26 protein-coding genes and 1 tRNA gene are annotated in these 24,140 nt (G+C 47.2%); 18 read left to right on the top strand and 9 right to left on the bottom strand.

The window, feature by feature from the left end; all coding sequences use genetic code 11:
* Positions 1-25: 25 nt before the first annotated feature.
* The gene (locus tag K0504_RS12940; protein ID WP_220104618.1) at positions 26-439 is read left to right on the top strand and encodes a hypothetical protein; all 414 of its coding nucleotides are present in this window, start codon (positions 26-28) and stop codon (positions 437-439) included.
* The gene (locus tag K0504_RS12935) at positions 429-941 is read left to right on the top strand and encodes a hypothetical protein (protein WP_220104617.1); all 513 of its coding nucleotides are present in this window, start codon (positions 429-431) and stop codon (positions 939-941) included. The genes K0504_RS12940 and K0504_RS12935 overlap by 11 nt, the downstream gene beginning before the upstream one ends.
* Before the next feature lie 235 nt (positions 942-1,176).
* Here K0504_RS12935 and K0504_RS12930 read toward each other — a convergent pair whose 3' ends face one another.
* From K0504_RS12930 to K0504_RS12920, 3 genes are all read right to left on the bottom strand, one after another.
* Complete coding sequence (locus K0504_RS12930) at positions 1,177-1,458, bottom strand: hypothetical protein (protein WP_220104616.1); 282 nt, start codon at positions 1,456-1,458, stop codon at positions 1,177-1,179.
* Between the two features lie 89 nt (positions 1,459-1,547).
* Positions 1,548-2,405: a MobV family relaxase gene (gene mobV / locus K0504_RS12925; RefSeq protein WP_220104615.1), complete on the bottom strand. Its 858-nt coding sequence runs from the start codon at positions 2,403-2,405 to the stop codon at positions 1,548-1,550.
* Positions 2,402-2,845 carry a hypothetical protein gene (locus tag K0504_RS12920; RefSeq protein WP_220104614.1) on the bottom strand — a complete coding sequence of 148 codons (444 nt, stop codon included), beginning with the start codon at positions 2,843-2,845 and terminating at the stop codon, positions 2,402-2,404. Before K0504_RS12920 ends, mobV begins: the two co-directional genes overlap by 4 nt.
* A 276-nt stretch (positions 2,846-3,121) precedes the next feature.
* Here K0504_RS12920 and K0504_RS12915 point away from each other — a divergent pair, with 276 nt between their 5' ends.
* Positions 3,122-3,568: a hypothetical protein gene (locus K0504_RS12915; protein ID WP_220104613.1), complete on the top strand. Its 447-nt coding sequence runs from the start codon at positions 3,122-3,124 to the stop codon at positions 3,566-3,568.
* 383 nt (positions 3,569-3,951) lie between these two features.
* On the opposite strand, the gene K0504_RS12910 is transcribed toward K0504_RS12915, so the two are convergent.
* Both K0504_RS12910 and K0504_RS12905 read right to left on the bottom strand, forming a co-directional pair.
* Complete coding sequence (locus K0504_RS12910) at positions 3,952-4,644, bottom strand: hypothetical protein (RefSeq protein ID WP_220104612.1); 693 nt, start codon at positions 4,642-4,644, stop codon at positions 3,952-3,954.
* Between the two features lie 671 nt (positions 4,645-5,315).
* A tRNA-Val gene (locus tag K0504_RS12905) sits at positions 5,316-5,392 on the bottom strand.
* A 307-nt stretch (positions 5,393-5,699) separates the two neighbouring features.
* Between K0504_RS12905 and pheS the strand changes: the two genes are divergently transcribed.
* From pheS to K0504_RS12890, 3 genes are read left to right on the top strand one after another with little or no spacing between them, the layout of a single operon-like run.
* Positions 5,700-6,680: a phenylalanine--tRNA ligase subunit alpha gene (gene pheS / locus K0504_RS12900; RefSeq protein ID WP_220104611.1), complete on the top strand. Its 981-nt coding sequence runs from the start codon at positions 5,700-5,702 to the stop codon at positions 6,678-6,680.
* Between the two features lie 27 nt (positions 6,681-6,707).
* Positions 6,708-9,089 (top strand): phenylalanine--tRNA ligase subunit beta, encoded by a 2,382-nt coding sequence (gene pheT / locus K0504_RS12895; protein ID WP_220104610.1) that lies wholly within the window; start codon positions 6,708-6,710, stop codon positions 9,087-9,089.
* 2 nt (positions 9,090-9,091) lie between these two features.
* Complete coding sequence (locus K0504_RS12890; RefSeq protein ID WP_220104609.1) at positions 9,092-9,388, top strand: integration host factor subunit alpha; 297 nt, start codon at positions 9,092-9,094, stop codon at positions 9,386-9,388.
* 15 nt (positions 9,389-9,403) lie between these two features.
* Here K0504_RS12890 and K0504_RS12885 read toward each other — a convergent pair whose 3' ends face one another.
* Positions 9,404-10,279, bottom strand: coding sequence for a DUF1853 family protein (locus K0504_RS12885; RefSeq protein ID WP_220104608.1), 876 nt, complete (start codon positions 10,277-10,279; stop codon positions 9,404-9,406).
* A 137-nt stretch (positions 10,280-10,416) separates the two neighbouring features.
* On the opposite strand from K0504_RS12885, the gene K0504_RS12880 reads away from it, so the two are divergent.
* From K0504_RS12880 to phrB, 3 genes are all read left to right on the top strand, one after another.
* On the top strand, positions 10,417-10,620 hold the full coding sequence (locus tag K0504_RS12880; RefSeq protein WP_220104607.1) for a DUF2517 family protein: 204 nt from the start codon (positions 10,417-10,419) through the stop codon (positions 10,618-10,620).
* Positions 10,621-10,713: 93 nt separating this feature from the next.
* Positions 10,714-11,688, top strand: a complete 975-nt coding sequence (locus tag K0504_RS12875; protein WP_220104606.1) for a YbgA family protein — start codon at positions 10,714-10,716, stop codon at positions 11,686-11,688.
* A 12-nt stretch (positions 11,689-11,700) separates the two neighbouring features.
* Positions 11,701-13,170: a deoxyribodipyrimidine photo-lyase gene (gene phrB, locus K0504_RS12870; protein ID WP_220104605.1), complete on the top strand. Its 1,470-nt coding sequence runs from the start codon at positions 11,701-11,703 to the stop codon at positions 13,168-13,170.
* A 24-nt stretch (positions 13,171-13,194) separates the two neighbouring features.
* Here phrB and K0504_RS12865 read toward each other — a convergent pair whose 3' ends face one another.
* Positions 13,195-14,436: an Lcl C-terminal domain-containing protein gene (locus K0504_RS12865; protein WP_220104604.1), complete on the bottom strand. Its 1,242-nt coding sequence runs from the start codon at positions 14,434-14,436 to the stop codon at positions 13,195-13,197.
* Positions 14,437-14,608: 172 nt separating this feature from the next.
* Between K0504_RS12865 and K0504_RS12860 the strand changes: the two genes are divergently transcribed.
* Positions 14,609-14,809 (top strand): hypothetical protein, encoded by a 201-nt coding sequence (locus tag K0504_RS12860; RefSeq protein WP_220104603.1) that lies wholly within the window; start codon positions 14,609-14,611, stop codon positions 14,807-14,809.
* A gap of 35 nt (positions 14,810-14,844) precedes the next feature.
* Here K0504_RS12860 and K0504_RS12855 read toward each other — a convergent pair whose 3' ends face one another.
* A complete protein-coding gene (locus K0504_RS12855) occupies positions 14,845-16,191 on the bottom strand; it encodes a GH1 family beta-glucosidase (protein WP_220104602.1) in 1,347 nt (448 codons plus the stop codon).
* Positions 16,192-16,521: 330 nt separating this feature from the next.
* Here K0504_RS12855 and K0504_RS12850 point away from each other — a divergent pair, with 330 nt between their 5' ends.
* The 8 genes from K0504_RS12850 (at position 16,522) to K0504_RS12815 (ending at position 23,065) form a co-directional block, all read left to right on the top strand.
* On the top strand, positions 16,522-16,956 hold the full coding sequence (locus tag K0504_RS12850; protein ID WP_220104601.1) for a nuclear transport factor 2 family protein: 435 nt from the start codon (positions 16,522-16,524) through the stop codon (positions 16,954-16,956).
* Positions 16,956-17,771, top strand: coding sequence for an SDR family NAD(P)-dependent oxidoreductase (locus K0504_RS12845; RefSeq protein ID WP_220104600.1), 816 nt, complete (start codon positions 16,956-16,958; stop codon positions 17,769-17,771). Before K0504_RS12850 ends, K0504_RS12845 begins: the two co-directional genes overlap by 1 nt.
* Entirely contained in the window at positions 17,768-19,054 is a 1,287-nt protein-coding gene (locus K0504_RS12840) for an NAD(P)/FAD-dependent oxidoreductase (RefSeq protein ID WP_220104599.1), read from the top strand. Before K0504_RS12845 ends, K0504_RS12840 begins: the two co-directional genes overlap by 4 nt.
* A complete protein-coding gene (locus K0504_RS12835; RefSeq protein WP_220104598.1) occupies positions 19,051-19,788 on the top strand; it encodes a DUF1365 domain-containing protein in 738 nt (245 codons plus the stop codon). Before K0504_RS12840 ends, K0504_RS12835 begins: the two co-directional genes overlap by 4 nt.
* A gap of 3 nt (positions 19,789-19,791) precedes the next feature.
* Positions 19,792-21,063, top strand: coding sequence for an SAM-dependent methyltransferase (locus tag K0504_RS12830; protein ID WP_220104597.1), 1,272 nt, complete (start codon positions 19,792-19,794; stop codon positions 21,061-21,063).
* A gap of 82 nt (positions 21,064-21,145) precedes the next feature.
* Positions 21,146-21,679 carry a DUF2878 domain-containing protein gene (locus K0504_RS12825; RefSeq protein WP_220104596.1) on the top strand — a complete coding sequence of 178 codons (534 nt, stop codon included), beginning with the start codon at positions 21,146-21,148 and terminating at the stop codon, positions 21,677-21,679.
* Between the two features lie 89 nt (positions 21,680-21,768).
* Positions 21,769-22,494 (top strand): chalcone isomerase family protein, encoded by a 726-nt coding sequence (locus K0504_RS12820; protein ID WP_220104595.1) that lies wholly within the window; start codon positions 21,769-21,771, stop codon positions 22,492-22,494.
* The gene (locus K0504_RS12815; RefSeq protein ID WP_220104594.1) at positions 22,481-23,065 is read left to right on the top strand and encodes a DUF3833 domain-containing protein; all 585 of its coding nucleotides are present in this window, start codon (positions 22,481-22,483) and stop codon (positions 23,063-23,065) included. The genes K0504_RS12820 and K0504_RS12815 overlap by 14 nt, the downstream gene beginning before the upstream one ends.
* A gap of 59 nt (positions 23,066-23,124) precedes the next feature.
* Here the strand turns inward: K0504_RS12815 and K0504_RS18590 are convergent, their stop codons facing one another.
* A complete protein-coding gene (locus K0504_RS18590) occupies positions 23,125-23,652 on the bottom strand; it encodes a type II secretion system protein (RefSeq protein WP_220104593.1) in 528 nt (175 codons plus the stop codon).
* Between the last annotated feature and the right edge of the window lie 488 nt (positions 23,653-24,140).

Genomic DNA, 24,140 nt, shown 5'->3' with positions numbered 1-24,140 from the left:
TTAGGTGTCAAAGGAGTTTCTTCAGGTGCCATTGGATTTCTACGAAGAACTACTGAATAACAAACGATTCTGCGAAAGCTTAGGTCGGCTGCTACTTCTCTCTGGAAAGCTTGAATCGGCTTTAAAGAAATTATTGGATGAGAACGGTGTAAAGATAAGGACGCGTGCAACGCTAGGGGAACTAGTTGGAGCATGTCAAAAAAATGGTCTTACGAATTTAGATTTAGATGACTTGTTCACGTTTATTGTCACAAGAAGAAACTATCTCACCCACAACCTTTATCCTCTCTTCAACGAGGAAATTGAGGTTACATTACTTCCTCGTGAAGACCTTTGTCCCGATGACGCTGATTATTATTTCCCCAAATGTGTGAATGATCTTATCTCTTATATTGAGTTTACTATTAAGCATATAGCAGTTGTCAGCAATGACACCTAACAAGCGCCTCAAAAGCGCTCGCTGGGACGCCAAAACTTCGCGGCAATTTAGTTTTGTGCGTAGCCCAATTGTTCAACAAAATTGCCGCTACGTTTTGTCGCCCTTTATGCGGGCGTTGGTTTCTGAGGGAAGTATGAGTCAAATCCAAGACAGCGATTCACGTCTAATTTTCCTGACAACAGCTATTGCTATAGCAATGTTAGTAGCTGGTGAAGATTCAATCTCTTGGACTGTTCCAGTTAAAGGTGTTGCCGCTTGGTGGTTGCTTCTGGGCTTGCATGTTTTCTTTGGTGTTTGTCATTGGTCAAGAAGAGGCAGCCTGTTCAATTTCAAAATGCTTGGCGATGCTCGCCGTTCTACAAAATGGCGTTCTGGAAAGAAATCGGCATCTGCAAAAACTGATGTATACCTCAATACCATTTTTCTAGGTTTTATGTTTTATCTAGGGGTCATACTTATGGCAACCCAGTTGATATGGTTAACGTACTATCAAAAAGCCTAACAAGAAAAACCATTAGGATAAGTTAACCGCGCGGCTCCGCCGCTAACTTGCACCATGTTTTAGGCGTTACTACCACAGCCTAACTCGGAATTGTCCAGAGATGAGTTATCTTGCTAGGCGTTAGGTTTGGCGGTCAGGAGTGTAATTATTAGCAAGGTAGGTTGTTTGTGAGGGCTCTTTTAGCTCCTTACTGCTTGTTGCCTCTCGGCTTCCAAGGGAACATAGGGCAGCCCAGCTAGGCTGCTTCTTTTGCATGAACCAGCAGCGCAACGCTCACAGTTGGAAAGAAGTTTTTGCGGCCAACTTTTTTCGGCTTAACTGCAATGGTTTCATCGCTGATTTGCCGCTCTACTGTGCCGTGCTTAATGTCGAAGAGTTCAGCATATTGTTCCGAGCACATAAGCGGGCCGAATTGCATTATTAGCATGGCCGTGGTGGCTGCGACCTCCGCGGGCAGTCTATCTAGCCCTTGCTTCAAATAGAACTCAGCGCTGATTTGATTGTGTGACTTGTTCATTGGATTCCTTTCCAAACTGCAATTCCAAGACGAACGTTGTGTACTCACTACACAATTGCTAACACAATTGTCGTTCGCTCTGCGAGGCCCTAACGTCTCAACCTCGGGCCAAGCTTTGGCGTAGATGAATTGAACGACGCATACTCGCTAAGGGCCATGTATGCATCGGAAAGTTGTCGAATACGTTCTTTTAAACTGTTTATCCGCTCATTGTTTTCATCTGACGCCAACTGCGTAATCTGCTTAAAACTGCGCTGCCAGTTGGCAAAACTCAAAGGAGATCTTGCCGTTGGTACAGGCAGGCCCAATGCCTCACAATTACGTGCCGCCTCATTCAGTTGAGCATAGAAATCAGCTAATTTTTGGTGCGTTGCCTTTGAGCCTTTGCGACCTCGATGCAAGCCCAAATTTTTCATCGCCGCAGCATAACTGCTTTGCAATTCACTTAGCTTTTGTTTGCCACCAAAGAGTCGTCGCGCACTCATACCGAACTTACCCGTGGCTTTTTCATAGGTCGGCACTAATAGCACGTGCACATGAGGTGTTCGCTCATCCATGTGCAAAAAATAGCTAACTACGCGATCTCCGAATGTTTGGCGCAACCACGTCAAGTTGGCTTTTTCCCACTCTCTCAAATCTTGAGATGCTCGAGCTCTATAGCGCTGTCCGTCAGAGGTTTTCAACCACTCTGGTGAAAACGTGAGAACGAGTTCTACTGCAAGAACGCCGTTGCTCCTCAATTTTTGAATGCCTTTGCTGGCTATGTGCTGCTTAACGTCATGTGTGATATTGCCGGATCCTATTCGAACTCGATTAAGGTGAGCCTTGCCTGAGTTGGCGTTAGGTGTGTTGCGATGTCGACCAATGTGAGCGCTACACGCTGCCAGCGCCCCAAACGTTTTGATCTTCGCCAATCTCAATATGGCAAATGACGAACTGATGCTCATCGCTTTGCTCCGCTGAGGGTTGGGCGGGGGGCGGTATCTTCAAATGGCAGATTCAACTGCGCGCTTAGAGAACTATCCGCCTCTTGCCTGCTTTTTCGGTCGGCATACGCCTTTACAATCTTATCTAGGATTTGAGCTGACCCTGCCGCTTGCGCCAGCTCCATGTAATGTGAACAAAATCGCAATGCGTTTTGAGTACCGTCAAATAGCCCAGCAGTTTCCTGTCGAAATTTGAAAACCTCCTGTTGCAGTTTTTGCAGAGCCAAATTTTCTGTGCTGCCTCCTCGCTCATCCTCATCCATCGCGGAAATTTCAACGTTAATGCGCTTGTTGCGCTTCCATCGTGAATTGGTTGATGGAATTACAATCTGCGCCCGCATTGATTCGCCGTCCTTTAAGCTCGGTTCAATTGGTTCGATTGACGTAATTTTGTACTGCATGTCACATGTCCTTATGTGTTTGTGTTGGTTAATGGTTATATTGACAGGATTTTTGAAATTCGATCGAAAAAAAGAATAAAAAAATTACAACAGGCTGAAATTAAACAAAATTTAGTTTAAATAATTTATTTTAAACGGGTGGTTAATGATATTTTCTTGGTTATGTTATAGGAGGTTTTGGGTGTTTTGCTTTTTGTTCTCTGTTTAGGGCTTTTTTTTTGTGTTTTGGTATATGTTACTGCCGGATTCATGGCCGAACTGAAAAGGAAGATTGGTATGGCGAAAACATCACCGCTAGCGCGGACTGTTCGGAAAACAGTCCTCAGCAAAGACTCCGGAGAGATCATCACTCTTGAAGAGACTGAAGAAGTCACGGTACGTCGAACGAAAATTGACGAGACATTTTTTGTGGTTATGAACGAAGGGATGGAACGATGGTTGCTGCTACCGAAGCCAGTAATGAGCTTGCTGCTCTCGCTAGCAAGTAGAATCTGTTTAGAGGACAGATTTTTGATTGATATTTCCCCCCGAATGCGTGATGAACTAGCAAAGCTGTTTGAAGTATCGACAAAGACGATTACCAACAGAGTGTTGGAGCTGAAAAGGATAGGTATTCTGCGCCCAACGCTGCACCGGGGCACTTATGCGCTGGATCCGCGGTGCTTTTTCAGAGGCCCGTTAGGAGAGCGCTCTAAGGCGGTCAAAGAATTTGATGCGCTATGATTACCGTGAATGAACAGCCTAAAATCACTATGAACGTGATCACCAAAAAAGTGTTTTTTTTAACGAATTTTGACTGGATGTTTCCCTTGGCTACGGGAGTAAGACCACTTAGCCAAGGGAGTTGTTATCACTCGTATGCAGGTATATATGCTTTATTTCGTTGTGAACGATGAGAAAAATAGTTAGCTCCGGCTTAACTTACCAAGCCTAATTGGATTAGTCACAAATTCACCTGACACCCATCAGATAACTTAATGACAAAAGATCTTCAAAGCCGGTTTTATCGAATTGCCGCCGATGGAGACAGATTGAGACTGCATGCAGATATGTACAAAGTCGCTCTCACTTACTGTAAGGAATTGGTTGATCTTTTTATACTTGGTTTACTCTCGGATGGTCGAATCTGATTCCTTTTTCTCGGTCATGCATCCACACAACCACCCTCGCTCACGCTTATCGTCTTTGGACGATGAATCGCACTTTTCAACAGTAATCTTAGAAATATTAGACGTTTTATAAACTGTTATTCTGCGGCGGCATGATTTCCAAGCGAATCCGTGATGTTTACTGACGGCCGAGTGCCTGCTGCAACTGGACACACAGAATAGGCAAAGGTAAGTGATCGACTGGTACGCGACGACTAAAGCTGATAATGCGATGAAAATCGTTTTAGTGGCAATTTTATAGATATTTTCTGGCTCAAATTGCAACGCCAACAATATGAACAATATCAGCGTTATGCTTAGCCAAACCGTGCCGCCGATTAACTCAATATCAAAGCTGGTGGTCTTCCCCGACTTTTCCGTCTTCTCAAGCTCATTCGCGAGAATGCTCTTTAGATGGCGGACGCTCCACGGACTGTCAAAGTGAGCCAAAAAAATGTGGCTCGAGCTCTTACAGCTGCCGACCAGCCCGGCACAAACAAATATATTCCTAGTGATAAGTCCGCCTGATTTGGAGTCCGAGGCTATGCTGCCATATTCGCCTTGGCGAATGGTGGTTGGTTCTGACGGCAGCGCGGAATGCTGGTTGATGTCCTTGGTTTCATGAGTATTGACCGCTTTGTCTTGTTCCATGTCAGATACTTCCTGCTAACAGCTCTTGGTAGTGTGTGAAACGACTTGTTGTTATTTCATACGGTAGGACACTCCTGAAGTGATGGGAAGGGTGTTTAGGGTATAAAGCACGGATGTAGACAGCGGGGCCCATAGGCGCTAAACGATTATGTTGTGGCCTCGGCTTCATTAGTGTCAGGTCGAGTATGAGCTATTACAGCCCAACGCGGCAGCTCAGAGATTTTTATCGAGTCATGTTGGCCTGCCGGCGCGGCTCGATAATTTGCAGGTCAACTAACTCAAGATTGGTGCTGTTGATGCGCCATAGAATTCAACATTAACGAAACGTGTTGTATTTGCTTTGTTTGATGGTTCGCGTCCGATTTTTTATCTCCATAGATACTTACGTTCACGTTCCTTACGCCATTTCGATTGATTCCACCAACTATGGGAGTTCATCGAAAATCTGCTGCGAGAATCAGCTTGTTTGGACTGCGCGCAGCTATTCCGTTTTGTCACTTGTGTGTCACTGGCGATTGTGAAAAGACATAAAGTGACTAATGTCACATCTTTTGTAACTCAATGAAATACAGCGAATTACAACGAGGTACAGCGAAAGTGACAAAAGTGACAAATGCCTAAATAGTCTTGAGTTTGGAATGATTTTAAGGTGTTGAATTGATTGGGAAAATTGGTACGACCGAGTGGACTCGAACCACCGACCCCCACCATGTCAAGGTGGTGCTCTAACCAGCTGAGCTACGGTCGTACATTTTCGCTAGGCGGAAGCCCGTGTGCGAAGAGGGCGCTATAATAGCGGCGGTTATTTTCCCTTGCAATAGTTTTTGTCGAAACTTTTGTAATTGCGTGCTGGTCGCACATTCCTTAATCAATTTATCCCCAAACAGTCGGTCAACCTCGCGCTTTATGGCGCTCAAGTATTAAAAACCATACATATTTTTAGGTCTTATGCGTTTAATTAATGGCGTTTTTAGGTAGACTTACCGGCTACAAAATTTTGCCATTCGCATAGGCTCTAATTTTAGGGCCTACCAATCGTAGATAAGAGTAACGATATGCTGAACCTGGACGCACTGGTGGCCGAGGCGCTGGCTGCTATTGACGGTGCACAACAAGTGGCCGCACTTGATGACGTGCGCGTTAACTATTTAGGAAAGAAAGGTCGTTTGACCGAACAACTCAAATCGCTGGGTAAATTAAGCCCGGAAGAGCGGCCTGCCGCTGGTCAAGCGATTAACAAAGCCAAACAACAAGTTCAGCAAGCGATTACTGAGCGCATGAAAGCGTTGCAGCAAGCTGAGTTGAATGCCAAGTTGGCTTCTGAAACCATCGATGTGTCACTGCCGGGCCGCCGTATGCCCGAAGCGGGTTTACATCCGGTTTCGCGCACCATTAATCGCATCAAAACTTACTTCGGTGAGCTTGGCTTTGAAGTCAAGCAAGGGCCTGAAGTGGAAGATTCGTTCCACAACTTTGATGCCTTGAATATTCCGGCTCATCACCCCGCTCGTGCTGATCACGACACGTTTTATTTCAACCCTGAGCTGGTGTTGCGCACTCAAACCTCTGGCGTGCAGATCCGCACCATGGAAAATGAGCAGCCGCCGCTACGCATTATCTCGCCGGGCCGAGTTTATCGAAACGACTACGATCAAACGCACACGCCAATGTTTCATCAGGTCGAAGGCCTGATGGTTGACGAAAATGCGTCGTTCTCTGAGCTCAAAGGTATTCTTCACGACTTTTTGCAAAACTTCTTCGAGAAGGATTTAACCATCCGGTTCCGTCCATCGTATTTCCCGTTTACTGAACCATCAGCTGAAGTTGATGTGCTTGGTGAAAATGGTTGGTTGGAAGTTTTAGGCTGCGGCATGGTGCATCCAAATGTACTGCGTAGCGTTGGCGTTGACCCAGAAAAATACACCGGTTTTGCATTTGGTATGGGCGTTGAGCGCCTCACCATGTTGCGTTATGGCGTGAATGATTTGCGGGCGTTTTTTGAAAACGATCTGCGTTTTCTGAAGCAATTTAACTAAGCCGGTAAGAAAGAGAGAACACAGACGATGAAATTCAGTGAATCTTGGGTCCGCGAATGGGTTAACCCCGCTATTAGCTCTGATGAGCTAGCTGAACAAATTACCATGGCCGGCTTAGAAGTAGACGGCGTTGAACGTGTGGCTGGTGAGTTTTCCGGCGTTGTGGTGGGTGAGGTTGTTGAATGCGGCCAACATCCTGATGCCGATAAATTGCGCGTTACTAAAGTGAATATTGGCGCCGATGAGCTGCTCGATATTGTGTGTGGCGCAGCTAATTGCCGCCAAGGATTAAAAGTTGTGGTGGCTACTGTTGGTGCAGTGCTACCGGGCAATTTCAAAATCAAAAAAGCAAAATTGCGCGGTCAGCCATCAATGGGCATGTTGTGTGCGGAAGCCGAGCTCGGCATGGCCGACGAATCAGACGGTATTATGGAATTAGCCGCTGATGCACCAATTGGCGTGGATATCCGCGAATACCTCAAACTAGACGACAACACCATTGAAGTGGATTTAACACCAAACCGCAGTGATTGCTTAGGCATAGCTGGGTTAGCACGTGAAATTGGTGTGTTGAACAATTGTCCGGTAACAGAACCAAGCTGGCAAAATGCCGAGGAGACGTTAACCGACACGGTTTCAGTCACTCTCGATGCGCCGCAAGCGTGCCCGCGTTATTTGGCGCGAGTGATCCGTGGCGTTGATGCCACGGTCAAATCACCGCTTTGGTTGGTTGAAAAACTACGTCGTTGTGGTGTTCGCAGTGTTGATCCTGTGGTTGATGTCACTCAGTACGTATTGCTTGAGTTTGGTCACCCGATGCATGCATTCGATCTCGATACCATCGAAGGCGGTATTGTGGTTCGTATGGCCAAGCCAGAAGAAAAACTGACTCTGCTTGATGGCAACGAAGCAACCTTGCGCGACGACACTCTGGTCATTGCCGATCACAACAAAGCACTGGCTATGGCTGGTATTTTTGGTGGTCAAGACAGCGGTGTAACGGCTGAGTCGAAAGATATTTTGCTTGAAAGTGCATTCTTTGCGCCGCTGGCAATTGCCGGTAAAGCACGTAGCTATGGCTTGCATACGGATGCATCGCACCGCTACGAGCGCGGCGTTGACTTTGAACTGCAACGCAAAGCGATGGAGCGAGCGACTGCATTGTTGCTTGAGATTGTTGGTGGTGAGGCTGGGCCGGTTGTTGAGGCTGTCAGTGAGCAACATTTGCCGCAAGTAGCGCCAATTACCTTACGCAAAGTTAAACTTGAAGGTCGAATTGGTATTCGCTTTGAAGACACGCAAGTTGTCGAAATTCTTACCCGTTTGGGCTTGAGCGTTACCACCATTGATGGTGGCTGGACAGCCACTGTGCCGTCTTACCGCTTTGACTTAGCCATTGAAGAAGATTTGATTGAAGAAGTGGCGCGTGTCTACGGCTACAACAATATTCCAAATGTTGCGCCTGTTGCATCGCTGGTGATGAATCGTCATCCAGAAGCGGATGTCACAGAAGATCAGCTCAAGGACACGCTAGTCAGCCGAGGTTATCAAGAAGCCATTACCTACAGCTTTGTTGACCCTAAAGTTCAAAAGGTGTTGTTCCCTGACGCCGATGATTTAATTTTGCCTCACCCGATCTCTGCCGATATGTCGGCGATGCGCGTGAGCTTGTTGCCAGGCCTTCTGCAAACGCTGAAGCACAACCAAAACCGCCAACAAAACCGTGTTCGGCTATTTGAACTCGGTTTACGTTTCCTACCTGAATCCGAAACTCAAGTTGCGCAGCATAAAATGCTTGCTGGGGTGATTGTCGGTAGCCGCTTTGACGAGCACTGGAGCGAAGGCGCTGGTGCGGTTGACTTCTATGATGCGAAAGGTGACGTAGAGGCTTTATTAGCTAATTTGGGCGGCCTAGAACCCTTTAGTTTTGTTGCAGATAGCCATCCTGCGCTGCATCCGGGCCAATGTGCTGCGGTTTATCGCGGTGACAATTTAGTTGGTCATGTAGGGGCATTGCACCCAAGTTCAATTAAATCACTCGGAATTAAAGGAAAAATCTTTGCTTTTGAGCTATTAATTGAAGCGCTGGGTGAAAAACTGATTCCAAAAGCACAGCCAGTTAGTAAGTTCCCTGCTAACCGCAGAGACTTTGCGTTTGTGCTTGAACAAGCTGTTGCAAGTCAAGATGTGATCGACTTAGTGAAAAAAGTTGGCGGGAATCAAGTCGTTAACGTAAACTTGTTCGATGTGTACCAAGGGGAAGGGGTTGCCGAGGGTCAAAAGAGCCTTGCGATCTCAATTACCGTACAAGATTTGGAACGAACACTTGAAGACAAGGAAATCAGCGTCTTAACTGATAATGTCATCACAGCGGTAACATCTGAGTTCAACGCGACACTAAGGGAGTGAATATGGCGCTCACTAAAGCGGACATGGCCGAAATGCTTTTTATGAAGCAAGGCATCAATAAAAAGCTGGCCAAAGAAATGGTGGAGAACTTCTTTGAAGAGATCCGTCAAAGTCTGGAAGAGGGTGAGCAGGTTAAATTATCAGGCTTTGGTAATTTTGATCTGCGAGTAAAAAATGAACGTCCGGGGCGCAACCCAAAAACCGGTGAAGATATTCCTATCTCATCGCGCCGCGTTGTGACCTTCCGGCCGGGACAAAAGCTAAAAGCCAGAGTTGAGAATGCTAAGCCGATTGACTAATTAGCTTATCAACTCTTACATCAAGCAGCCGCTAGCTAGCATTTCGGCTGCTTTTTTTTGTGCTTTTTCCGGCCAATCATCGGGTACGACGAAGCATTTTATATATCCGTCATCTTGATTTGCTGACCGTGCCGTCTGTGCTGCTAGGAACATAGGTTGACGAGGAGGCGAATCAATTATGCTATTGCTATCGCAAGACGTGGGCGACAGCCAATTTAATTTGTGTTGATGTTGCCAGTCATGGCTTGCTGCAATGGTTTGCCAATCGGAGTAGCGATACCAACAACCGTTCTGCACTCCTTCGCTCAGTGTTGCTGGGGCCTGCTGAAACACCAATCCTTGAGCAAGTATTCGCTTTCTAGCAATTTCGTTGATGCCGAGTTGAGTCAATAGCGCTTTTGAAGCCGGCTGATCACCAAGTGCAATTTGTCGGTTTAGTAATTTTTGTCGTTTGCTAAGCCAGTCATCATTTAAATTCGGCCCCAACCAAATCGCCTGTTCGATATCGGGTAATACAACGGCCAAATAGAATTTACATGCTAATTCCCAATGTTCAATGGTCTGGCTAGATTGGTGCTCAAGTAGAAAATCAAAGGCGCCGATTGTTTGGCCATGAGCTGAAACTTGGGTGTTATGACTAATTAGCCGGTAATCCGGGTGTACGTCGATGAGTGCTAACCAGAGCTGTTCAACGTAAAGGCCCAAACGAGAAGAAAGGGGGCGCTCAACTCGAGCTGCAATTTCGTGCCAGTCGATTTTGGTACTCGCAATCTGCTGCCCAAATGTTGTTAGCCAAGTGCTGTCCACTTGGTGGGGGAGCGTTTGATCTAGGATGGGAATGCGAGTCGTTAGCGCCTTAAGATCTCGAATAATTTCGTTATTTTCTTTCATATTTCAATATTTACGTGAGCCATGTCGACACCTAACTTAGTAGGCAGATCAAAAAGTAGGTAATAAAATATCATTTGTGATTGCCATCACAGTTTATCTGGTCTAACCTGTTTGTGTTTCAAACAGGAGGCAATGCTATGTTCAAGTTCTATTCACCTATCGTGGTTTTTTTACGTCGTGTTGTTCTATTAATTGCAGGCATCGTTGTTATGCCTGTTGCTGTTATTTGCAACAAATCTGCTCAAGTTGGTAGCTTCTTTCACCGAGCTTGGGTCAAAAGTGGCGACAAGCCAGTTTGGTTGCAATGCCAAGAAAAAGCGTCAGGCTTTATCCAATTCTGATAGCTGGCAATACAGCTAAAGAACAAACGAACTGATCTATTTACAATCGGTTGGCGTATGCTGAGTTAATGCAATTTAACCGGCGAGCCACGGATGAAAATAGTTCAAACTCAATTTAAGCCAAACACGATTCAGTTGGGCATTAGCGCATGCGTTGTTGGTCAAGGCGTGCGTTTCGACGGCGGTCACAAGCGACTTGGTTTCGCCGATCGAGAGTTGAGAGAGTACGTGTCTTACGTGCCCGTGTGCCCTGAAGTTGCTATTGGCCTGAGCGTTCCCCGCCCAACCATTCGTCAAGTCGAAGCTGATAACCAAATTCGTGTCGTCGGCTCCACCGACAAATCAATCGATGTCACCGACGATCTTCACCAATACAGTGAACAGCAAGCGAAACAGCTAAGTGGCCTGAGTGGCTTTATTGTGTGTGCCAAATCGCCTAGCTGCGGAATGGAACGCATCAAAGTATATCACCCTGAGGGTCATACCTTGCGCCATGATTCAGTTGGCGTATTCACCAAAGCTCTGATGGAAAAGCACCCGCTGTTGCCGGTCGAAGAAAATGGTCGCCTGTGTGATCCCGTGCTTCGCGAAAACTTTGTGACCCGTGTTTTTGCCTATCATGCCTGGCAGCAGCTCGTCGCGTCCGGCCTCACATCTGACAAACTTATTAAATTTCATTCGCGCTACAAGTTTCTGGTCATGGCCAACCATCAAACGTCGTACCGTACGTTAGGTCAGCTAATCTCTGATTTGAGTAGTAATAGCCTTGATGATGTGGCCGATGAATACATTACTGGCTTGATGTATGCGCTGAAACAGCGAGCTGGGCGCAAAGGCCATACCAATGCCTTGATGCACTTACAGGGCTACTTTAAACGCTCAATTGGTACTAATGAGCGACAAGCTTTGGCGGATGTGATTGATAAATACCGCCAGGGCATATTGCCGCTGATGGCGCCGATGACTTTAATCCAACATTTACTGGTGAAGTTCCCAAACGAATACCTGAGCCAACAGGTATACATTAAACCGCATCCGGAAAAGCTGGCATTACGGCAACAGTTGTAACGGGGCGAACGAATGACAACTAAAACATTTAAACGAGCATTGGTGTGGTTTCGGCGAGACTTGCGGGTACTCGATAACCCAGCACTAAGCCAAGCGTGCGAGCTTTCTAAGTCGGTAGTGGCTGTATTCGTTGTATCGCCAGTGCAATGGCAGAAACACCACAAGAGCGCTATTCAAATTGATTTCACTCGGCGCCGCTTGCTGGCATTGAAATCAGAATTGAGTGAGTTGAATATTGATTTGAAGGTGTTGATTGCTGACGACTTTAATCAACAACTAGACTGTGTGCTTGATTGCGTTGAGAGTTGGCAAATTGATGCCGTGTTTAGTAATCGAGAGTATGAAGTCGATGAAGTAAATCGCGATCAGCAATTTTTGAAATTGTTACGCCAAACTCCGGCCAAGCCAGCCTGTTACTCCTATGAAGAGCGCTGCATCATTCCGCCGGGGCAGATCGTAAATGGCAGTCATGCGCCTTACAAAGTGTTTACGCCGTTCAGCAAAAATTGGCTTAAGCAGCTTGCCACGATGGGTTGGCACTGTTTGGCCAAACCCAACAAATTAGCCATTCATTCCAATACCTTTGCTAGTGCTGCTGAGCTGGCTGAACACTGGCATTGCTCATTAGCTGCAGAAGACTGGCCAGCCGCAGAGGGGCTTAGTAAAGACTATGCGGTAGCAACGCCGGATATTCTTGCTCAACTTAGAACCTTTGCCCGCGAACAGTCGCAAGATTATCAGCAACAACGCGACTTTCCGGCACTTGATAATACGTCGAAGCTTTCGCCGCATTTGGCAATTGGTAGCTTGTCAGCAAAGCAATGTTTAGCTCGGTTATGCCATGAACACGGCGCGCCATGGGAGTTGGCCGAGGGACCGAAAACTTGGTTGAATGAGTTGATTTGGCGCGAATTTTATTGCCACGTGATGGTCGCTTGGCCTCACGTGTGTATGAATCAAGCATTTAATCCAAGGTATCAGCAGATCCAATGGCCAAACGACAGCCTGTTGTTTGATAAATGGTGCCAAGGAAAAACTGGGTTTCCGCTGGTGGACGCGGCGATGCGCCAGCTCAATCAAACTGGCTGGATGCATAACCGTTTACGGATGATTGTGGCTTCATTTTTGTCAAAAGATTTAATGATCGACTGGCGTTGGGGCGAGCAGTATTTTATGTCGCGCCTTATCGACGGTGATTTGTCGGCCAATAATGGTGGCTGGCAATGGGCGGCCTCGACAGGCACAGACGCCGCGCCTTACTTCCGAATTTTTAACCCAGAAACACAATCAAAACGATTTGATGGATCAGGCCTGTTTATACGCCGCTTCATTCCCGAGTTGGCCGATTGCCCAACGGCGCTATTGCATAAAGCCGGTGCTGGCGGTCATTACATTGCCCCGATTGTGGATCATGGTGAACGTCGCCAGATGAGCTTAGCGCTCTACAAAGATCACCATGAGCAATTGGCTCAAGCGGGTTAGCGGTTAGCGGTTAGCGGTTAGCGGTTAGGGAATATCAATTTGGCGCACGGCTCTGGCAAAATTATAAATACGCTCGGCATCAGCCCCCATTGGTCCGTTGGCTTGTTTGGTATCGTATCGCACGGCGCCAGCGCCATGGGTGTCTTTACCGTCTGGGCCTACAGCGTAGCCAAATGCGACATACCAAGCCCAATAGGGTTTACGCTTTTCCTCAGGGCCAAATTTGGAAAAGTATGCCGAGGTACTCGACCAGAAATAGGCGTCATTATCCGTGGTATTAAAGACACTCGAATCGATGGCAGGGTAAACGCCAGAGTAATCAACAATACTCTGTAATTCTTTAATGTTGGGGAGCTTCCAGTCGGTGTAACCGGCAACCATGAGATCTTCGGCATAATCCAGTGCTTGTTGCCAATCGAGCGCTTGTCCAGAATCTTGTTTCATCCACATCAACCCAGTTGCTAAATCTGTCACGGTGCCGTCGTGGTTATCAACAAATTGATTGACGCCATATTCATCACCTTGCACGCAACGAACTAACTTATAGGCTGGGTTCCCTCGAGGTTTGCGGCGTTGATGTGCACTATTACCTTTATCGCTACTGTCGCCCGTCGTCTCGCCATCTGCGCCTTTTAATGCAACCTCGCCTGAAGCGCGTTCACGTTTGGGTGGCGGTGGCATTCGTTGATTATCGCCGTCACCGGTTGGGTATCCTTTGACATGACCGGTACCAAAATTCACACCAAAGGCTGTTTCTGCTCCACCATGAGTGGTGCCAATGTGATAAAAGTTACTCGACCAAAACTGTAAGTGCTTACCTATTTCTTGATCACCAAGGCTAAATACGTCGGTATTGAGGTAGGGCCAGCCCTCGGAAAAATCTTCGATGGACACTAACTCTTTTACCGTTGGCAAGCGCCAGTCTGACTTATCGGCCAGCGTCAGGCCCTGACAATAATCGCCCGCTTGTTGCCACGACATGCGCTGTTCGGCTGGCACGCGTTGCCACGTCAAATTGGTGTTGGTATCAACAACGGTTTGTTGTTGGTTGCTAATCGCGAATGAAAAGGGCGCGCCTTGATAGTGCGCATCTTGGCCCCATAGCGTTAAACCCTGTTGGGTGGTGAGTAAAACGCCTTGAGGCGTATAGGCTTGGTGTTGCCCAGTATCAACTAACACTGATGTCGCGTGCATCGATGTATCGTCAGAATGCGCATGGCAGCCGCTAAGCACGACAATCAAAACAGACAACACGAGTGGTTTCATAGAAACAGTCCTAGCTCATCATTATTTCATTATTGTTAATATGGGTATTATGCCGTTGAAAATGTGCAGAAGTTGCAAGCAGCCGAGATGCAATTGTGGAGAAAATGAGAAATTTATGATTGCCAGCGACTAATTATTGATTAAAGTGCTAATACAAGAGAGGAGATGAACAATGTTTGCACAAATAGCATTTGCTGCACTGGGCTGCGCCATGCTGTATATCGGTGTGATTGAACAGGACTGGTTCAATTTGTTGCTTGGCGTACTGTTGTTATTGTCTGCTCTGTCTCGTTTTTATGCTGTCAGAACCGGCAATACGGTTGGTGATTGGTGCCTCAATTGGATGAAAAGCCGAACCGGTAACAAGTCCTGACGCTCGGCTTTTCTGGTTCATGATATATGCCGTACTTATAACACCGAGTTAGACGCCATCACGGCTTTGTAATAGTGGCCGGACTCTTTCACGATGCGTTTCTGTGTATCGTACTCAACACGAATAATGCCAAAGCGTTTGGTGTAACCAAATGCCCATTCAAAATTGTCGAATAGTGACCAGACATAATAGCCTTTGAGCGGCACACCTTCGGCAATGGCTTGGTGACAAGCTCGCAGGTGCGTGCGTAAAAACTCAATCCGATCCATATCTTGTACTGTGCCGTCACGCTCAACCTTGTCGGCCGCAGCCATACCATTTTCAGTAATGTAAATCGGCAGATCACCAAAGTAATCTTGGGTAAACTTCAGTAACCAATACATGGCATCTGGTGTGATCGGCCAGCCCATGTCTGTGCGTGGATAAGCATCAGGCATGTCGATAACTTCAAACCCTTGCTCGTTGTCGCTCGGGCGCACTGGTGGGTGGTTGTAGAAGTTGTAGCCGATGTAGTCCAGCGGCTGACTGATGATCGCCATGTCTTCATCAGTATATTGTGGTAAATCACCAAAATGGCGTTGATACGCTTGCTCGTCATATTTCCCGGTTAACAGCGGAAACAAGATCTGCGCATTGCGATCTTTAAAGGCTTTGCGCGCAGCGGCGATATGAGCTTCGTCACGGTGCAGTGGCCACGGCGCATAAAGATTATCAACAATACCTACTGTTGCGTCTGGAATGTTTTGTCGAATCACTTGGGTTGCCAAGCCATGACCGAGCAGTGCGTGGTGCACGGTTTGGTTGGTAATCGCGTCGGGCTCAAGGCCGCCTGGAGCGTGTTGATCGAGTTTATGGGCCATGGTGGTGAAGCACATGATTTCATTAATCGTGCTCCATTTCTTGACGCGATCGCCTAATGCTTTGGTTACAACGTCGGTGTATTCAGCAAACAGCTCCGCAACACGGCGCGACTTCCAGCCGCCATAATTATCTTGTAAAGCCTGTGGCAGATCCCAGTGGAATAGGGTGATCAGAGGTTCAATACCCGCGGCAATTAAGTCATCAACGAGTTGGCTGTAAAAATCCAAGCCTGCTTGATTAACGGCACCTTCACCGGTTGGCAGAATGCGCGGCCATGCAATTGAAAAGCGATAGTGCTTAAGGCCCAATTGCTTCATCAATTCGATGTCTTGTTTGGTTCTGTGGTAGTGATCGCACGCCACATCACCAGTGTCGCCATCTAAGGTACGACCGGGTAACCGGCTGAAGGTATCCCAAGTCGACATGCCGCGACCATCTTCGTTATAAGCGCCCTCAATCTGGTAAGCCGCGGTGGCAGCTCCCCATTCAAAGTCGGCTGGAAATTGATAGCTTGACGCCATGATTAAACCTCTGAGTGTTAATTATCTGGCGCCATTTAACCATAAATGCGAAAAAATGAAAGCGTTTTCATTTTGTTTTTCACGCCGAATTACAATTTTTAATATGGCTCACGGAAACGCCATGTGGACGGGCCCTTTAAAAGATATACCTGTGCCACGGTTTTGAGCGTGGTGACTAAAATCGATAACGAATTGATCCGAGTTAGAAATTTCTACGTTTTTAAGGGCATTAGGCGAGATGCTGTTAGACTCAAAAGGTCAGTTTTTCGCGTTTTTTCACGTGCTTTCACGTGGTGTCAGCAACTTTGGTTTGCATTAAAGGCGGCATCAATGAAATGGATTGAACAATTCAAGGCTATGTACCAAAACCTCAATGCCAGTAACTTGGCGTCGTTGGATCAGTTTTATGCGCCTCAGGCGGTATTTATTGACCCTTTTCATCAGGTTGATGGCTTGGCAGCCATCCGAAGCTATTTTAGTAATCTCTATGCCAACGTCGACAGCATTGGCTTTGACTATAACTGGCAGTTGGTTGAAGCCAATCAAGCGGTTATAGGCTGGACGATGCGCTACCGTCACCCGCGTGTGAATCGCGGCCGCACAGTGCAACTAGAAGGCGTCAGTCGTATTGAAATTGCCGAACAATTGATTGTGCGCCATCAGGATTATTTCGATGGCGGCGCCATGCTGTATGAACACCTACCATTACTCGGATCAGCCGTCCGCTATCTCAAGCACCGTATGGTGGACTCGGAGGTATCCTAGTGCCCCTTAATAAACCTCAATCGCGCCAACTGACAGTGCTTATCACTGGGGCAACCTCTGGTGTCGGCTATCAGTTAACGCTGGACTACTTAGCCTCAGGCGCCAACGTGATTGCCATTGGCCGTAACGTTGCCCAATTGGTGGACTTGCAGCAGCTAGGTGCCGACACCATCTGTTGTGATTTGACCGATGAGCGCGCGGTCGCAACCAGTTGTTTAGAGTTGGCGCGTCGTTATGCCGCCATTGATGTCTTAATTCTCAATGCGGGCGTTTGCCACTATGTCGATGATGGTCAGCTCAAAACGAGTGTTTTGCAGCAGACGCTAGATATTAATGTGGTGGCGCCGGTTCGGTTGTTGGAGAACCTATCCGACTTATTAAGCAGCTCACCGGACGCGAAAGTTGCCTTCATTGGCAGTGCGTCGGTGTATCTACCATTTGCCCGTGCCGAGTTTTATGGCGCCTCGAAAGCAGCACTACAATACCTAGCGCACGTGCTTCACAACACCTTGGCCCCGCGCGAGATTAAAGTCACCAACGTCATGCTTGGCTTTATTGATACCCCTCTGACCCAGAAAAATGATTTTGATATGCCAATGCTGGCGTCAACGCAAGCGGCCAGTGCAGCAATTCGAGCCGGTGTTGAAAAAGGAAAAGCAGAAGTGCATTTTCCTCGTTTGTTTTGTGGCGTGCTCCGACTTATCCATAAGCTGCCGGTCTCAGCCCGATTATGGCTAGCTAGCAAGCTGAATCAGCCAAGTCGCCGATCGAATGGTCATCAAACGCCCCAACACAAGGATTTATCGAATCTATGAAAATCGCGGTTATCGGAAGTGGAATTTCAGGGCTCGTTGCAAGTTATTTGTTGCGCAAACATCATCAGATCACGCTGTTTGAAAAAAATGATTACTTAGGCGGCCATACCGCGACGAAAGAACTTGATGGCGAACATGCTGGCCGCGCCATTGATACGGGCTTCATTGTATTTAATGACCGGACATACCCAAACTTCCAAGCATTTTTAGCGGCGCTAAAGGTACCGTTTCAAGAAACGGACATGAGCTATAGCGTGAGTAATCAAGCGGCCAACCTAGAGTACAATGGCCACTCTTTGTCGAGCTTGTTTGCGCAGCGCCGCAATTGGTTAAATCCAAAGTTTTATCGATTACTGTACGACATTAATCGCTTTAACAAACTGGCCAAGCAGAGCTTTGATGAAGGCGAATTAGATGAATCCATGAGCCTGGCTGATTATTTAGATCAACATGGTTTCAACGAGTACTTCCGTGTCAATTATCTAATGTCGATGGGCGCCGCGATTTGGTCGTCGTCGATTAAAGAGATGAATGAATTTCCGGCGTTGTTTTTTGTTCGCTTTTTCATTAACCATGGCTTGCTCGATGTCGTTAATCGGCCGCAATGGTATGTCATAACGGGCGGCTCTCATCAATATGTCAAAGCATGGCGAAACTGTGTGGAAGGAGAAGTTGCATTTGCTTCAGGCGCCGTTGCTGTGTCTCGTCATTACGACGGCAACGAATTAGCCCATGTAAGTGTTGAACACGCCAATGGCAAAGACGATTTTGATGCCGTTATTTTTGCTTGCCATAGCGATGAAGCGTTGCGCTTATTGGGCCAGCACGCGTCAGAGCAAGAACGACAGGTGTTAGATGATATTCCGTTTCAGGCCAATGACGTGATTTTACATACCGACATTTCACGGCTACCTAAACGCCAAGCGGCCTGGGCTGCATGGAATTACATGCTTGATGACAGTGACGATCCGCAAGCAACGCTAACCTACAACATGAATATTTTGCAGGGGTTAAGCGGTGATACGACCTACTGCGTGAGCCTGAATCAGGCCGATCAAATCGATCCGCAGCATGTGATTGGTCGTTACGAATATCATCACCCCGTATTCAACCGAACGAGCTTTAAAGCGCAACAACAACGGCAACTGATTAATGGCCAAGACGGCTGCTTCTTTTGCGGTGCCTATTGGTACAACGGCTTTCACGAAGATGGTGTTCGTTCGGCACAAGATGTATCGAAACTGCTTGGAGGCGATGTGCTAGTCGCTGGAGCCGGCCGATGAATTCAAGCCTCTACCAAGGCGTTGTTCGCCATCGTCGAACCCGACCCAAGCAGAATAGTTTTTGCTACCCAATGTTTATGCTCGCAATTGATCTGGATGAGCTGTCGGAGCTTCACCAATCGATGCGCTGGTTCTCTGTTGATAGCTTTAATTGGGCGCAATTAAAGCAAGCCGATTACTTTCCAGCGAAAGGCAATATGGGCATTAAACAAGCGGCTGTTGAAACGTTAAAGGAGCTAACGGGCTATGAGTGCGATGGCCGTATCGTGATGGTGGGGCAGCTTCGTTATTTGGGGATCTATTTCAGCCCCATCAATTGTTTTTATTGCTACGACGCGAGCGGAACATTGCGCTATTTGCTTGCCGAAGTCAGTAATACCCCTTGGTTACAAAAACACTATTACGCAGTGAATTGCCGTAATGAAGAATACCAGCAACGCAAGTCCTTCCATGTGTCGCCGTTTATGGATTTGGCGATGACGTATCACTGGCGTATTAAAGAGCCTGCGAGCAAATTAAATCTCCATATCGAAAATCATGATGAGCAGGGCAAATTGTTTGATGCCACGCTGGCGATGATCCAACAACCGCTCAACTCTCGTAACTTAACTCGAGCCTTGATAAAAACGCCCATTATGACGGTCAGCGTCGTGGTGAAAATATACTGGCAGGCGCTCAAGTTATGGTTAAAAGGGGTGCCTTACGTGCCTCATAAAATGGACAACAGGAGTTAAGGCATGGCAAACGATTCCACTCTAGCTGATGCGACCAAGTCACTGAATAGCGATGGGTCGGTGATCCAAAATCAACATGATGAGATAGCACCTTCGCTACTAACTCGGTTGTTATTGAAGCCTCTTCAACAGCTACGCCATGGACGTTTGTTACTGCGCGACTGTCACGGCTGGCAATGTGAATTCGGCGATCCGTCATCGGCGCTGAGTGCAGAAATTCATGTGCGTGACGAACGTTTCTACAAAGCGGTGATGCGCGGTGGCAGTATTGGAGGTGCGGAAGCTTACATGGATGGCTGGTGGGATAGTCCTGATCTTACAGCGGTAGTGCGCGTGTTAGCGGCTAATATGGCAGCGCTCGATGCCATTGAATCACAGGCAAGCCCGCTCAAGCGACTGTTCCTAAAACTGCTCCATAAGTTCAACAGTAATAGCGTGACGGGATCGCAGCGAAATATTGCCCACCACTACGATTTGAGTAACGCCTTTTACCAATTGTTTTTAGACGACACCATGATGTATTCAAGTGGTGTTTACCCTCATCAAGGCGCATCGCTGCAACAAGCGAGTGAGCACAAACTCAAGTTGTTGTGCGACGACTTGCAGCTAACGGCTGATGATCATCTGTTGGAAATTGGCACCGGCTGGGGTGGGTTGGCGTTGTTTGCGGCGCAACATTACGGTTGCCAAGTCACCACCACAACCATTAGTGATGCCCAGTATCAGTTTGCTAAACAACGTGTTGAGCAATCAGACGTCAGCGATCAAATTACAGTGCTGAAACAAGACTACCGTCAATTAGAAGGGCAATACTCCAAAATCATCTCGATTGAAATGATTGAAGCTGTTGGTTATGAGCATCTATCGACGTTTTTCAAACGATGCACTTCGTTGTTAGCAGACAGTGGCAAAATGGTCTTGCAGGCAATTACCATAGCTGACCAACGCGAGCCCAGTTACCGCAAGAATGTTGACTTCATTCAACGCTATATTTTCCCCGGTGGTTATCTACCATCGGTCGCCGTATTGTCTGATCAGGCGGCTAAATATAGCGACATGGTGATTCGACAAGTACGTGATATCGGCATAGATTACGCCCAGACATTAGCCGATTGGCGAGAGAACTTTGAAGCCAAGCTCGACCAAGTTGAGCAACTCGGATTTGACGAGCGCTTTATACGGATGTGGCGCTTTTACTTATGCTACTGTGAAGGCGGTTTTCGTGAGCGTTCCATTAGTACCGTCCAGCTAACCTTAGACAAACCTCTGAGATAATGTAATGTGTGGGCTCTGTTCGAGCCCTTTCCTCGCTGAATAGGGCCGATCTAATGTTTACGCCGTCATAATGGAGCCGCACTTGTCGCAACAGTCTGGATCGCCCGCACCCAAACAGTCTGTCTGGTGGTTGTTACTTAACGTCGCTTCATTTCAGCTGTGTTGGTTTAGCTTATTACTGATTGGTGATCAGGCCGTCCCTTGGGTGATTGCTTGGTTGATTGGTCATTGGTCATTATCTTCGTCGGCTCGCTCTGATCGTTATTTAATGGGTGTTTTCGCTGCCCTCGGGCTTGTTGCTGAAAGCTTCCATTTACACAGTGGCGTATTAATCTTACCGAATCACGCAGGGCCCGTTCCGCCGCTTTGGCTTATTGCATTTTGGCCGTTGTTTGCCACGTTGCTTAACCACAGTTTGCGTTGGCTGGTGGCAAAACCGCTGTTGGGTTCTGCTTTGGCGGGGGCTGGCGGTTGGGCAAGTTATTATGCGGGCGCTCAAATTGCAGGAGGCGAGCTCACATCATCCACGTCATTTATTATCGCCATTGAATGGGCCATTCTGTTTTACTTAAGTGCCACATGGTTGGTGCCTAAATCATTTCAATTCACTCGTTAACAACGCTTTGCTAGCCACATAAATTGACCGACAAACTGATCGCCTTGGCGTTGTTCTGCTTATAAACAGAACAACACAGGAGATTGGTTATGACTGCAATACCGAGCGGAACAAGTGCACAGTTCATTGAAAAAAGGCCGTTAATCAACGCGCGGTGGCGCGGTGTGTTCATCGCAAGTTGCCTTTGGTTAAGCAGCTTTAACGCATTGAGCGATGAACCTACGGCATCGCCAATCCCCTCTGAAACAAAACACACCAAGCACCTTGTCTTGGCTGAATCGCATTTAGTGGGGCAGGCTGCCTTCAGTTGGTTGTGGTGGACCGTCTATGAAGCTCGGTTATATCACCCGTCAGGACAGTTTCAATTTGAACAACTACCCGGTACTGCGCTGGCTTTGACTTACCAATTGGATATTGAGCGCGATGACTTAATTGAAAGAACAGCAGAGCAATGGCAAGGCATGGGGCTAGGAGAGGATCCGCAGCAAGGTTTATGGCTCAAACAGCTGGCGGCTATTTGGCCAGAGAAAATTCATGAAGGTGACAGTTTGACCGTTACCGTTGGGCAAAATAATAGTGCCAAATTTTGGCTTAAAGAGGCGCATTCAACAGCCGGTTATCACTACTTAGGGGAAGTCCCATCTGGCGAATTCAGCAACCAATTTCTGTCGATTTGGTTACAAGAGCGAGATGAGCACCAAGCCTTCCGATTAGCCCTACTGGGAAAGCACCGTAACAGCGCGTTTAGCCAATCTAAACATCACGCTAAGCTCGGTCATACTATTGTGGAGACGAACGCCAATGGAGCACTGTAAGCGAGCTGTTAAGCTGATGCATGATTACACCAGCATCTTTATAAATTCGATTAGAACGATTGTTTCAGTCATTGCTTTAAGTTTTTTGATTGCAGGCTGTTCGCAGTCATTATCTGACTATAAACAAACGACACCAGCTTTCGACTTGAAACAATATTTTGATGGCGACATTAAGGCGTGGGGGCTTGTTACCGATCGCAACGGTTTGGTCAAACGTCGTTTTACCGCAACCATCAATGCGAGCTGGCAAGGCGATCAGGGCGTCTTAGATGAATCTTTTGAATTTGATGACGGTGAACGCCAGCATCGGCTGTGGCGGTTGACAAAGATTGGTGATCAGTACACCGGTAGTGCAGGCGATGTGGTTGGCGAAGCCGCTGGTAGCGTGGTTGGATTTGCCATGAATTGGCAATATCAGTTAATGATTGAGGTTGATGGTGAGCCGTGGACTGTTGGGGTAAACGACTGGCTCTATCAGCTAGATGATGACGTGGTCATCAATATCGGAAAATTAACGAAGTTTGGGATTGAAGTAGGGCAGATCACCCTATTTATGCAAAAACAATCATAGGGGCCTAACAAGGCCCCAATTTCTAGTGCAACAAGTACAGCAATAAAAGCCGCGTTACGTTAGCAACCGTCGGTTTCAATCAGAATAATTGGTCCGGCTGCATCAACCCACGAACTGCCATCGAATTCAGAGGCGGTGGTATAGGTAACAAAACAGTTCTCATCGGTGGTGGTGTAACCCATCGGCATGTAATGGAACATGTTCGATTCAACCACGCCATACCATTCTGCATTCGTATCGCTCTGACACGAGGCTTCAATTTTAAGGTCCACCCAGTAGTCCATATCGCTGATAAAGCGCGTGCAGTTGTTGGCCACTCGCGGATAGCCAGAGCGAACCAAAATGTCATCAACGCCATCACCGTCAATATCCAGCTCATCTGAGCCCGTTTCAACACCATTGATCACCGATTTTGAGTACACCAAGTCTGCACCAGACTGCAACGCGCCCTTTAGACCTTGCAGCGTAGAAGCTCGAGCGTCAGAAGATATATCAATAAAGCGGGGGCTTGCAGTGACCGCAAGGATGCCGAGTATCACGATCACTACGACTAATTCAATTAGGGTAAATCCACGTTGCTTATTCACTGCTTCATAATCCTTGTTAACTAACCCTTCTCTTTGGCGTCTATATAAAGGAATTGGTTATCCATCGTTTGTTAATACAAACCTACTATGAATTGAGCGAAGCGGCTAGCCCCTTTGCGCATGCATGATGATGGTCACGTGATGATTCAAATTATCGTAGGCAGGCGCTCACAATGACGCCTTGGTAAGGCTGTCATATGGGGGTGCTGATGTACGAATCGTCAAACGGTCAGTAACGGTATGACCAACAAATTGGTTTAATTGTATGACCGAATGTACAGATTAAAATTGCTATGACCAATTATTAAACATTACTGATTTAAGTGGCATTTCTCTTGTTGATCTGCCAGTGCCACAATTATCGACCAATCGGGCTGTCGACTGCATAAGGCTTGGTCTGCCTTCACCTTAATTGTGCAAATGTTACGCATAACGGTCTTGGTGCACGATTGGTAATAAGTGGCGCAATAGGTTTAAAAAAAATTGGT

The organism is Neiella holothuriorum, assembly GCF_019457915.1.
Taxonomy (GTDB): Bacteria; Pseudomonadota; Gammaproteobacteria; order Enterobacterales; family Neiellaceae; genus Neiella; species Neiella holothuriorum.
Note: the sequence above shows the minus strand (reverse complement) of the source record. Positions and strands in the feature narration are given on the sequence as shown.